Below are 12090 nucleotides of genomic sequence, written 5' to 3'. Positions count from 1 at the left end.
ATCGTCAGAATCACACGATACGCGCGCTCCAACCGTCGCCAGGACTGCCGTTGGGCAAAATCCTTCTGAAGTGACCACTCGGTTTTTGGTATGGTGCAGCTCGTTTTTTAACGGACTGATGTCATGCCCATGGATCGGCACTCAAATTATGTCAAAGAGTCGCTGTAGAAATGCCTGAACCCATTCCCATCAAGGATCACGAGAAAGAGAAGCGGTTGGTCAATAAACGGTTGATCGCCTGCGCTCTCTTCGTCTTTGCTATCAGCTGCGCGCTGGTGGTGCGCCTGTACATCCTGCAAGTGGTTGAGTACGACTATCACTCGACCATCTCCGAAAACAACCGCGTGCACATTTTGCCGATCCCGCCGACAAGAGGCTTGATCTATGACCGCAATGGCGTGCTGCTCGCTGATAACCGACCCAGTTACAACCTGGTGATCACCCGCGAGCGCGCCACTGATGTCAATCAGGAGCTGGACGAGGTGATCAATCTCCTGCATCTGCCCGCTGAAGATCGCACGGTTTTCGATAAGGCAATGAAGCAGTCCCGTCATCCATTTACCCCGGTGACACTGTTCTACGAACTGACGGAAGAACAGATCGCCGTGTTGGCAGTCAACGAGTTCCGTTTGCCGGGCCTCGATGTCGAGCCGCAGTTCGTGCGGCATTACCCGCTGGGGCCGCACTTCGCGCATTCAATCGGCTACGTTGGCCGGATCAACGAGAAAGAGTCCAAAACCCTCGACTCGGTGGAGTATCGCGGCACCCAATCCATCGGCAAAACCGGCATCGAGCGCTTCTACGAAGCCCAGCTGCACGGCCACGTAGGCTATGAAGAAGTTGAGACCAACGCCCAGGGCCGAGTGTTGCGGGTGCTCAAGCACACCGATCCGGTCCCTGGCAAAAACATCGTGCTCAGTCTCGACGTCAAGCTGCAGGAAGCTGCCGAAGCGGCACTGGGGGATCGTCGTGGCTCGGTGGTGGCGCTTGATCCGTCCACCGGTGAGGTACTGGCCATGGTCAGCAACCCGAGTTTCGACCCGAATCTGTTCGTCACCGGCATCAGCTCCAAGGAGTATTCGGCGCTACGCGACTCTATCGACCGACCGCTGTTCAACCGCGTGCTGCGCGGCCTGTATGCGCCAGGCTCGACCATCAAGCCGGAAGTGGCGATTGCCGGTCTCGATGCCGGCGTCGTGACCCCGCAGACCCGCGTTTTCGACCCGGGTTACTACCAACTCCCCGACTTTGATCACAAGTACCGCAACTGGAACCACAGCGGCGATGGCTGGGTGGACATGGACGCGGCGATCATGCGTTCCAACGACACCTACTTCTACGATCTGGCGCACAAGCTCGGCATCGATCGCCTGCACGACTACATGGCAATGTTTGGCCTTGGCGAAAAAGTCTCGCTGGATATGTTCGAAGAGTCGCCCGGTTTGATGCCGTCTCAGGCCTGGAAACGCGCAACACGCCGCCAAGCCTGGTTCCCGGGGGAAACGGTAATTCTCGGCATCGGTCAGGGCTACATGCAGGTCACGCCGCTGCAACTGGCTCAGGCCACCGCACTGATCGCCAACAAAGGCGTATGGAACCGACCGCACCTGGCGAAGACAGTCGATGGTGTGGCGCCGGTTGACGAGCATCCGATGCCCAACATCCTGCTGAAGAACCCGCGTGACTGGGATCAGGTCAACCACGGCATGCAGATGGTGATGCACGATGCCCGGGGGATCGCTCGTGCTGCAGCGGTGGGTGCGCAGTACCGTATTGCGGGCAAGAGTGGTACCGCGCAAGTGGTGGCGATCAAGCAGGGCGAGCGCTACAACCGTGAGAAAACCCTCGAACGCCATCGCGACAACGCCTTATTCGTCGGCTTCGCTCCGGCGGAGCACCCGAAGATCGCCATCTCGGTAATGATCGAAAACGGCGAGGCTGGTGGTCGCGTCGCCGGTCCGGTGGTGCGGCAGATCATGGACGCCTGGCTATTGGATCAGGACGGCCACCTCAAGCCGCAATACGCTGCGCCTGCCAAGCCGCCGGGTGATCCGCACGTTTAACCTGAGGCGTCTCCCGGCACAGGCTCGCGCACGCTGAGCAAAGCCGGGAGACGCCCACGGAAACGTACTACTTGCAGCGGTAACCCTCGGGCATCGTCACGGTGTAGTTGCGCTGCACGCGATCCTCGAAACTCAGGTTCTGCAGGCCTTGTTCCACCAGAAAGGTTTCGACCTTGGCGGCCTGGCAGTCGTCGTTATAGGACGAAGCCCGAAGCAGGTAGACGGTACGCTTGCTCACTTCATCCCGGGCGGTGGCAACGAATGTGCTGAGAGTGGTGTAACCGATTCGCTCCGAGGTACCCACCGGACCATATGTAGTGTTTGGGGTACTGGTGCAGGCCAGCCGATCGTCTTTCTTCTTGATGTTTTTGCACACCGTCGAAGTGCTGGTTACGACCTGCCCGTAATCGGTGGCGGTGTAACGGTAGGACACTTGCCGGCTGCCGATATCGAGGGTGATGGTCATTTTCACCGGAGCATGGTTTCTGGGCAGATCAGCGTCGGTATAAACCTCCTGGAATCCCCGATCCTTCAACGCATTCACCATATTGCGAAGATAGTAGCGAGCATTCAATGCATTTTCAGCAGTAGCGCTTGCCGAGGTCACAAGTACTGTTGCCTTGCGGTCGAACTGATAGTCCGGATCAGGTATCGCGTTGAGCGCTACGTCCAATTGTGTGGCGCAGCCGCTGAGTGACGCTGTCAGCAATAACAGCGCGCATGACAAATAACGGGACATGAAATAGCCGCCTTGAAACTAAGGATTGAATGAGAGTTAAACGATTGCGACTGGCGATAAACAACTCGCCGTCAGGGGAAAGTCCTAGTCTTTCTGATATTCCAGCAGATCGCCCGGTTGGCAATCGAGCGCCGCGCAGAGCTTGTCGAGGGTTGCCATTTTCACGCCTTTGACTTTGCCGTTTTTCAGCAATGACAGATTGGCCTCGGTGATCCCGAGCAGGGCGGCCAGCTCTTTCGAGCGAATTTTTTGCGTGGCCATAACAACATCAAGGCGGACGATAATGGTCATTATATTGTTCTATATGTATTGACTTTGCTCATCGCTGAGCACTTTTGCATCGCGCATGATAATTGAAAACGAACACAGCAATACGCCTTTGATAATTTCGTAGGCAGAAGAGGAGGACAGGCCGATAGAGAACTGAAAAATGCGATCCCCCGGCGGCAGATCTATCGACAAGGCAAGACCTTGCAGGGTCTCTACCAGCGGATAGGCGGCCGGAGAAACGATGCACAGTACCCCCACTCGCCACAGGACCCCGATATTGCGGTCGGTCCAGGTTTCGCCGCGCGACAAGCGCAGGAAAAATAACCCTGTCAGCCATAACGTGTACGCCGACAGGACAACGGGCAGGAAGTCCAGGACAACGATCAGCGCAGTGGCGAATGACGACAGCCAGGTGTCGGGATCGAGCAGTGCGCCTTCGACAAACGGGTCAAGCAATTGTGGTGAGCCTTCAGCGAACGCATAGAGCAGGCTTGCCAGCATTTCATCCTTTTTGAAGATCCAGATCGTAGTGTTGCCGCCGACCTCCGTTACACCCAGAACCCAGACAAGTATCGCTGCCAGCAGCCCGATCCAATGCATGCGCTGCAGCGCCAGTCCGTTGTTGTGAGTACTCATGAAAATTCCTGGTTGTTCCAGTTGGGTAGCGAATTTTCGATGAATAATTATCTAATTACAATAATTTATTTTGATTTATTTCTGCGGCTGCCTTTTCTGCGGTCAGCATCGCATTGCTGCTCGAAACGTTGATAAGAAGACGATCCGCCAGCCGCATACACCCAATCGCCCCGTGGTGCTTGCCATCGTCCTGACGTTCACGTGAAGAATGCCCACAGGGCGCTGAAATCAAAAAAGCGCAAAGCGGAACGCTTGATGAGACCGAAACCACTGACTTCGGCCCGCTGACTGAAATCTACTTCAGCGGCATGTGTTCGCCGAAAGAACCGAACCTGATGTTCGGCGTGCTCAATCGCTTGGCCAAGTACGACATCAAGCAGAAGAAGCTGCTGCAGGCCGCGACTCCGGAGCATTCCTACTACTGCATTTCGTTCAACAAGGAGGGCAGCAAGATCTATCTGGCCGGGACGTTCAACGATGTGGCGATTTTTGATGCCGAGACCATGAAGTAAACGGGGAGCATCAAGTTGCCGGGTGGGGATATGGCGATTACGACGGCGCAGGTGTTTGTCCGGGAATGGGTGGCGTCTGTGCTGACGCCTTCGCAAGCAAGCCCGCGCCCACAATCGGAGTGTATTTCAAATTCGGGCGCGGACTTGCTCGCGCAGAGGCCCTCGAAACCACTACAAGGTCAGGCCCCCGGCACCGGGCAACTCATGTCGCCTTCTTCACACTTCAAATACTGCTTCAACGCCTCGACCCGCACTTTGGTGACCCCCGTCAGGCAATTGCTGTAAATCAGCGGATAAACACTGCCGCCCGCGACTCCGGATGCCGAAAACTTGCACTCGGCATCGCGAAACCCGATCCACGCCCGCTGCGCACTCACCAACAGCTTTTTGGCGTCGGCGTTGTCTTTCAAACGGGCGGTAATTTGCTGATAAACCGCATTCAGTTCCTTGTCGGCAGTCTTGAATTCCTGCCCGGCACACTGGTTCATGGTGGCCTGATCGTTGGCATTGGCACAGTCGACGGCGGCATGGGCGAGGGGCGTGAACAGAAAGGGCGTCAGGGCCAGCAGCAGGCGTGGGGACATGGGGGTTCTCACTGTGTCAGATGGAAGTACCGAGCAGTTTAGCGGCTCTGGGGCTTCTATTCAGGTACGTGTAGCCGGGATGCTTCGAGCAGGCGATCTGCGGTGGCCGCAATCTCCTCGCCGTCATGGAGCATTTCCAGCCAGTGGGTGGGAATCGCCCGAACGCCGTAGTAAGCGCCGGCCACCTGACCAACGATAGCGGCAGTGGTGTCGGCGTCATCGCCAAGATTGGCGGCTTGCAGAATCGCCGATGAAAAACTGTCGGTGCGGTGAAAACACCACAGCGCCGCTTCCAGTGACTCGACACTGTAGCCGCTGCCACGGATTTCGCTCGCCGACTTCGCGAGGTAATCGCCTCGAGCGATGGCTGCGACTTTCGGTTGAGTGAAGGTTGAGTCCGGCAGTTTGCGCAACTCTGTTTTGGAGGCGCCAAGCAGGGCTTTGCTGATCAGTTCGGCAAACAACTGACAGCACTCGATGGCTTCGGGGGCTGCATGGGTTGTCCGCGAACTGTCGATGGCGAACTGGCGGATCAGCGGGGCATCAGGAAAGTAAAACAGCACCACCGGCACCAGGCGCATCAGTGAACCGTTGCCGGCGGTAAACGGGTCGGCAGATCCCGCAAAGGGCTGACCGGTTTGTTGATACTGCGACAGCGCCTGGCTGACCGTCGTGCCGATATCGAAACAATCACCGGTGGAGCTGAGATAGCCCCATTTCCACCAGTTCAGATAGCGCCCCATCTGGTCAGCCGCATCGAAGGTGTTTTTGCTCAGCAGACTTTCCGCCAGGCACAGCGCCATCGAAGTGTCATCCGTCCATTGCCCTGGCTTCAAGTGAAAGGGGCCGCCACCGACCATGTCTGTCAGCGGCTGGAATGAGCCCCGTGGCTTGAACTCCACCGTGGTGCCTACGGCATCGCCACAGGCAAGGCCGAGCAGAGCGCCGCGATAACGTTCGGAGAGGGATGGCTGCATGGTTCGTCCTTGTTTGTTTCCATTTCGCAGGAAAAGGTAACAGGTTCATCGGCGGAGAGCGCTCGATTCAACCAGCGGAAATGCCGCCGAATGTTTCCCCATGCTGCACAGTTGCACTGCTTTGATACAACTTCAGGTTGGACATGTGGTCATACAAGCCTACTGTTCAGAACAGGAGGTGACTTATGAAACCGGTACCCAATAGTTTCGAACGCAAAATCAAGCTGAAGGCGCCGCGTTCCTATGTCTGGCGCGCACTGGTCGATGCCGAGGCGTTTGGCCAGTGGTTTGGCGTGGCGCTGGAGGGCAGGCGGTTCATTGCCGGGGAATGGACGCAAGGGCAGGTCACCTATCCCGGTTATGAACACGTGTTGTGGAACGTGCTGGTCGAGCGGGTCGAGCCGCAGCAGCTGTTTTCATTTCGCTGGCACCCCTACGCGGTCAACCCGAGCATCGACTATTCCCAGGAACCGACGACGCTGGTCAAGTTCGACCTGCAGGATTACGAGGACGGTACCTTGCTCAAGGTGTCTGAGTCCGGTTTTGCGCATATTCCCGACGTGCGCCAAAAGGAGGCGTACTACATGGACAGCCGTGGCTGGGAGGAACAACTGAGCCGGCTTGAACAGTTTCTCGCCGAAAGCGCCAAGACTCGCGAGCGTGACGGTGACTGACTGCGCAATCTTCGAACCCTGGTTGCAATGCTGGACGCTGGTACCGGACGGTGAACCGATCATTACCCCGGGCAGCCGCCTGTTACCGGTACGTTTCGGCGACACGCCGGCGATGCTCAAGGTTGCGCTGGATACGGACGAGCAATTCGGCAATCAGCTGATGACCTGGTGGGACGGTCACGGTGCCGCGCGAGTGCTGGCCCATCACGAGGAAGGTTTGTTGCTGGAACGGGCCATGGGCCGGCGTTCGCTGATGCACATGGCGCTCAACGGTGAAGACGACGAGGCCACGCGGATCATGTGCGCGACACTGGCGCGCTTGCATGCGCCGCGTTCGACGCCGCCACCGCCGCTGGTAGAGCTGACGCCGTGGTTCGCCTCGCTGCGGGAGGCCGCCGCCGAACAGGGCGGGACCTATGCCCTGAGCCTGCAAACGGCTGAAGCCTTGCTCGCTGACCCGCAGGACGTAGTGGTGCTGCACGGTGATATGCACCACGACAACGTTCTCGATTTCGGTGCACACGGCTGGCTGGCGATTGATCCCAAACGGGTCCGTGGCGAGCGTGGTTATGACTATGCGAACCTGATCTGCAATCCGGATCTGCCGACGGCTGGCGAGCCGCAGCGTTTGCGCCGTCAGCTCGAAGTGATTGTCGAGGCTTCCGGGCTTGATCGCCGACGCTTGCTGCAGTGGGTGCTGGCGTTCGCCGGGTTGTCCGCGGCGTGGTTTCTCGAAGACGACGCGCAGCAGCAGGCCGCCGGGCAGCTAAAGATCGCGCGAATCGCGGCTTGCCTGCTGGATGCCTGAAGGGGGTAAGGGTTTTCGGAAGTGCCTGTATAGCGAATGTCTTACACGCGTTGGTAGCTTTTGCGACTATTGCCGATTGGATCCACGGCGTAATCTACACCCATCAACTGAGACACAGGGAGTGTTTCAGGATCACGGATGATCGACCATTAGCAAGGATCGCTGCCGACAGGGAGTCGATAATGGTCTTGGGAAAAACCCGCTTCGGCGGGTTTTTTTTCGCCTGGAGAAAAGTGCTGAAGGCTTGTGTCGGGCACCTGTAGCGAGGGGATTTATCCCCGATGGGTAGCGAAGCGACCCCAAAAAAGGGCCTGCTGCGCAGTCCATCAGGGATGAATCCCCTCACCACAGGAATCAAGCAATCAAGAGGCAATCAGCTGCCGCAGCACGTAGTGCAGGATGCCGCCCGATTTGAAGTACTCCACCTCATTCAATGTATCGATGCGGCACAGCACTTCGATTTTCTCCTGCCGTCCGTCTTCACGGGTGATCACCAACGTCAGGTTCATGCGGGGCGTCAGCTCGACGCCGGTCAGGCCCTGAATATCCAGGGTTTCCTTGCCGGTGAGGTTAAGGCTCTTGCGGTTCTGATCGAGCTTGAACTGCAGCGGCAACACGCCCATGCCCACCAGGTTGGAACGGTGGATGCGCTCGAAGCTTTCAGCGATAACCGCTTTGACTCCCAGCAGGTTGGTGCCTTTTGCTGCCCAGTCACGGCTGGAGCCGGTGCCGTACTCCTGACCGGCGATCACCACCAGCGGCGTGCCCGAGGCCTGATACAGCATGGCCGCATCGTAAATCGGCATTTTCTCGCCGCTCGGGATGTAGATCGTGTTGCCACCTTCTTCGCCGCCAAGCATCTCGTTACGAATGCGGATGTTGGCGAACGTGCCGCGCATCATCACTTCGTGGTTGCCGCGCCGTGAGCCGTAGGAGTTGAAGTCCCGCGGTTCCACGCCTTTCTCGCGCAGATAGCGCCCGGCCGGGCTATCAGCCTTGATGTTGCCGGCAGGTGAGATGTGGTCGGTGGTCACCGAATCGCCCAGCAGCGCCAGAACCCGAGCGCCTTTGACATCCGTGATCACCGGCAATGGGCCGGAAATGTCGTCGAAAAACGGTGGATGCTGGATGTAGGTCGAATCGTCCTGCCACACATAGGTAGCGGCTTGCGGCACCTTGATCGCCTGCCATTGCTCGTCGCCGGCAAACACTTCGGCGTATTCCTTGTGGAACATCGCGGTGTTGACCTGACTGACTGCGTCGGCGATTTCCTTGCTGCTCGGCCAGATATCCCGCAGGTACACCGGATTGCCTTGCTGGTCGTTACCCAGCGGTTCAGTGCTGATGTCGGTGCGTACGCTGCCGGCCAGGGCGTAGGCGACCACCAGCGGTGGCGAGGCCAGCCAGTTGGTCTTGACCAGCGGATGCACCCGGCCTTCGAAGTTGCGGTTGCCGGAGAGCACCGACGCCACGGTGAGGTCGGCTTTCTGAATGGCTTTTTCGATCGGCTCCGGCAACGGCCCGGAGTTGCCGATACAGGTGGTGCAGCCATAACCGACCAGCGAGAACCCGAGTTGATCAAGGTATTGCGTCAGCCCCGCAGCCTTGTAGTAGTCGGTGACCACTTTCGAGCCGGGTGCCAGCGAACTCTTCACCCACGGCTTGCGGGTCAGGCCTTTCTCCACGGCTTTTTTCGCCAGCAGACCAGCCGCCATCATCACGCTCGGGTTCGAGGTGTTGGTGCACGAGGTGATCGCGGCGATCACCACTGCGCCGTTTTTCAAGCGGTAGGTGTGGCCTTCGTATTCGTACTCGGTTTCGCCGATCAGATCGGCGTTGCCCACGGCCACGCCACCACCACCCTCGCTTTCCAGGCGACCTTCTTCCTTGCTGGTGGGCTTGAATTGCAGGTCCATGAAATCACTGAAGGCCTGCGCGACGTTCGGCAGCGAGACCCGATCCTGCGGACGCTTTGGCCCGGCGAGGCTGGCTTCGACGCTGCCCATGTCCAGCGCCAGGCTGTCGGTGAACACCGGTTCCTGGCCGGGCAGGCGCCACAGGCCCTGAGCCTTGGTGTAGGCCTCGACCAGTTTCACCACTTCGGCCGGGCGACCGGACAGGCGCAGGTATTCCAGAGTGACGTCATCGACCGGGAAGAAGCCGCAGGTCGCGCCGTATTCCGGGGCCATGTTGGCGATAGTCGCGCGGTCGGCCAGTGGCAGATCGGCGAGGCCATCACCGTAGAATTCGACGAATTTGCCGACCACACCTTTCTTGCGCAGCATCTGCGTGACCGTCAGCACCAGATCGGTGGCGGTGATGCCTTCCTTGAGCTTGCCGGTGAGTTTGAAACCGATCACTTCCGGAATCAGCATCGACACCGGTTGGCCGAGCATCGCGGCTTCCGCCTCGATCCCGCCAACGCCCCAGCCGAGTACGCCGAGGCCATTGATCATGGTGGTGTGGGAGTCGGTGCCGACCAGGGTGTCGGGGAACGCGTAGGTGCGGCCGTCCTCATCCTTGCTCCACACCGTGCGCCCGAGGTATTCGAGGTTGACCTGGTGGCAGATCCCGGTGCCCGGCGGCACCACGCTGAAGTTGTCGAAGGCACTCTGGCCCCAACGCAGAAAGGCGTAGCGTTCGCCGTTACGCTGCATCTCGATGTCGACGTTCTGTTCGAAGGCGCTCGGGGTGGCGAATTTGTCGACCATCACCGAGTGGTCGATCACCAGGTCCACCGGCGACAACGGGTTGATCCGCTGCGGGTCGCCGCCGGCCTTGGCCATCGCCGCGCGCATGGCGGCGAGGTCGACCACGGCGGGTACGCCGGTAAAGTCTTGCATCAATACCCGGGCCGGGCGGTACTGGATTTCCCGGTCGGAGCGACGCTCCTTGAGCCACGCGGCAATGGCCTTGAGGTCGGCACCGGTGACAGTTTTTTCATCTTCCCAGCGCAGCAGGTTTTCCAGCAGGACTTTCAGCGACATCGGCAACTGGTCGATATTGCCCAGGCTTTTCGCGGCATCCGGCAGGCTGAAATAGTGGTAGGTTTTTTCGTCTACTTTCAGGGTTTTAAGGGTTTTCAGGCTATCGAGGGACGGCATTACGATCACTCCTTTGAGTCCGCACGGCTACGGACTGAGGGGACGGGCAGAGCTATCAACGTAGCCCTGTTTTCAGTAGCTGGCTAATAACTGGACTCTATTGACGGAACCAAGGTTCCGACATCGGCTATCATGCGCCGGTTTTCGTGACAGGCTTTGCTTCACCGCAAGGCTTGAGCAGCGCGCAGGGGCCGAATGTCCGCCCTCTGCCCAGGAGTAAGAATGAACACCCTATTCATGCATTGCCGGCCAGGCTTCGAAGGCGAAGTCTGTTCGGAGATTTCCGACCTCGCCGCCCACCTCAACGTGGCCGGTTACGCCAAGGCCAAACCGGCCACCGCTTACGCCGAGTTTGTCTGCACCGAAGAAGACGGTGCCGAGCGTCTGATGCGCGGCCAACGTTTCGCCGAGCTGATTTTCCCGCGGCAATGGGCGCGTGGCGTCTTCATCGACCTGCCGGAAACCGACCGCATCAGTGTGATCCTCGAGCACATGGCGGACTTCCCGGTCTGCGGCAGCCTGTGGCTGGAAGTGGTCGACACCAACGACGGTAAAGAACTGTCGAACTTCTGCAAGAAATTCGAAGGCCCACTGCGCAAGGCACTGACCGGCGCCGGCAAATTGGTGGACGACGCGAACAAACCGCGCCTGCTGCTGACCTTCAAGAGTGGTCGCGAAGTGTTTCTCGGCATGGCCGATGCCGGCAACTCGGCGATGTGGCCGATGGGCATTCCGCGCCTGAAGTTTCCGCGCGAGGCACCAAGCCGTTCGACGTTGAAGCTGGAAGAGGCCTGGCACCACTTCATCCCGCGTGATCAGTGGGACGAGCGCCTGCACAGCGACATGACCGGCGTCGACCTCGGCGCCGCTCCGGGTGGCTGGACCTGGCAACTGGTCAACCGCGGCATGCTGGTCACCGCGATCGACAACGGCCCGATGGCCGAGAGCCTGATGGACACCGGGCTGGTACAGCACTTGATGGCCGACGGCTTCACCTTCAAGCCCAAGCAACCGGTGGACTGGATGGTCTGCGACATCGTCGAGAAACCGGCGCGTAACGCGGCGATGCTCGAAGAGTGGATCGGCGAGGGGCATTGCCGCGAAGCGGTGGTCAACCTCAAGCTGCCGATGAAACAGCGCTATGCCGAAGTGAAGCGCCTGCTCGAGCGCATCGCCGATGGCTTCAAGGCGCGCGGGATCAAGGTCGATATTGGCTGCAAGCAGCTGTATCACGACCGTGAAGAGGTCACGTGCCACCTGCGCCGGCATGACGTGAAGAAAAACAAATCCCGCTGAGTCACTAAACCCTGTGGGAATGATCTCTGTGGTGAGGGGATTTATCCCCGATGGGATGTAGCGCATCCCCAGTCTTTGGGGCCGCTTCGCGACCCATCGGGGATAAATCCCCTCGCTACAGATGACTGAGCACCCGGCAATGCGCGACAATGCCGGCCAGTTTCAGGAGTGAATCATGAGTGAAATGATCGACACGCCGGTCGACGGCACCCTCGACGCCACCGGTCTCAATTGCCCGGAACCGGTGATGATGCTGCACCAGCACATCCGTGACCTGGTGCCTGGCGGCCTGCTCAAGGTGATCGCCACCGATCCCTCGACCCGTCGCGACATTCCCAAGTTCTGCGTGTTCCTCGACCACGAACTGGTGGGCCAGCACGAAGAGGCCGGTACTTATCTGTACTGGATCCGCAAGAAAAACGCCTGA

11 protein-coding genes and 1 pseudogene are annotated in these 12090 nt (G+C 59.0%); 6 read left to right on the top strand and 6 right to left on the bottom strand.

The genetic code is table 11. The features are described from left to right. Positions 1–170: 170 nt before the first annotated feature. Positions 171–2063 (top strand): penicillin-binding protein 2, encoded by a 1893-nt coding sequence (gene mrdA, locus M0814_RS04290; protein ID WP_103486294.1) that lies wholly within the window; start codon positions 171–173, stop codon positions 2061–2063. A 67-nt stretch (positions 2064–2130) separates the two neighbouring features. Here mrdA and M0814_RS04285 read toward each other — a convergent pair whose 3' ends face one another. The 3 genes from M0814_RS04285 to M0814_RS04275 all read right to left on the bottom strand — a co-directional run bounded on the left by M0814_RS04285 (position 2131) and on the right by M0814_RS04275 (position 3708). Continuing rightward, positions 2131–2802 carry a hypothetical protein gene (locus M0814_RS04285; RefSeq protein WP_103486293.1) on the bottom strand — a complete coding sequence of 224 codons (672 nt, stop codon included), beginning with the start codon at positions 2800–2802 and terminating at the stop codon, positions 2131–2133. Between the two features lie 84 nt (positions 2803–2886). After that, positions 2887–3093, bottom strand: a complete 207-nt coding sequence (locus M0814_RS04280) for a helix-turn-helix transcriptional regulator (protein WP_003226632.1) — start codon at positions 3091–3093, stop codon at positions 2887–2889. A 9-nt stretch (positions 3094–3102) separates the two neighbouring features. Continuing rightward, on the bottom strand, positions 3103–3708 hold the full coding sequence (locus M0814_RS04275; RefSeq protein WP_003226630.1) for a hypothetical protein: 606 nt from the start codon (positions 3706–3708) through the stop codon (positions 3103–3105). A gap of 257 nt (positions 3709–3965) precedes the next feature. Here M0814_RS04275 and M0814_RS04270 point away from each other — a divergent pair. Continuing rightward, positions 3966–4283: pseudogene (locus tag M0814_RS04270) on the top strand (hypothetical protein); the annotation flags it as partial. A 116-nt stretch (positions 4284–4399) separates the two neighbouring features. On the opposite strand, the gene M0814_RS04265 reads toward M0814_RS04270, so the two are convergent. Both M0814_RS04265 and M0814_RS04260 read right to left on the bottom strand, forming a co-directional pair. Then, on the bottom strand, positions 4400–4804 hold the full coding sequence (locus M0814_RS04265) for a lysozyme inhibitor LprI family protein (protein ID WP_103486292.1): 405 nt from the start codon (positions 4802–4804) through the stop codon (positions 4400–4402). A 56-nt stretch (positions 4805–4860) separates the two neighbouring features. Beyond that, positions 4861–5781: an ADP-ribosylglycohydrolase family protein gene (locus M0814_RS04260; RefSeq protein ID WP_103486291.1), complete on the bottom strand. Its 921-nt coding sequence runs from the start codon at positions 5779–5781 to the stop codon at positions 4861–4863. 185 nt (positions 5782–5966) lie between these two features. On the opposite strand from M0814_RS04260, the gene M0814_RS04255 reads away from it, so the two are divergent. Together M0814_RS04255 and M0814_RS04250 are read left to right on the top strand one after the other, a co-directional pair. After that, positions 5967–6455, top strand: coding sequence for an SRPBCC family protein (locus M0814_RS04255; RefSeq protein WP_103486290.1), 489 nt, complete (start codon positions 5967–5969; stop codon positions 6453–6455). Continuing rightward, entirely contained in the window at positions 6442–7263 is an 822-nt protein-coding gene (locus M0814_RS04250) for an aminoglycoside phosphotransferase family protein (protein ID WP_103486289.1), read from the top strand. Before M0814_RS04255 ends, M0814_RS04250 begins: the two co-directional genes overlap by 14 nt. A 362-nt stretch (positions 7264–7625) precedes the next feature. Here the strand turns inward: M0814_RS04250 and acnA are convergent, their stop codons facing one another. Beyond that, positions 7626–10367: an aconitate hydratase AcnA gene (acnA, locus tag M0814_RS04245; RefSeq protein WP_103486288.1), complete on the bottom strand. Its 2742-nt coding sequence runs from the start codon at positions 10365–10367 to the stop codon at positions 7626–7628. Between the two features lie 222 nt (positions 10368–10589). Between acnA and rlmM the strand changes: the two genes are divergently transcribed. Beyond that, a complete protein-coding gene (gene rlmM, locus M0814_RS04240; protein WP_103486287.1) occupies positions 10590–11663 on the top strand; it encodes a 23S rRNA (cytidine(2498)-2'-O)-methyltransferase RlmM in 1074 nt (357 codons plus the stop codon). A 175-nt stretch (positions 11664–11838) separates the two neighbouring features. After that, positions 11839–12090, top strand: a complete 252-nt coding sequence (tusA, locus tag M0814_RS04235; protein WP_103486286.1) for a sulfurtransferase TusA — start codon at positions 11839–11841, stop codon at positions 12088–12090.

This window comes from Pseudomonas sp. MWU12-2020 (assembly GCF_023100605.1).
Classification (GTDB): domain Bacteria; phylum Pseudomonadota; class Gammaproteobacteria; order Pseudomonadales; family Pseudomonadaceae; genus Aquipseudomonas; species Aquipseudomonas fluorescens_H.
Note: the sequence above shows the minus strand (reverse complement) of the source record. Positions and strands in the feature narration are given on the sequence as shown.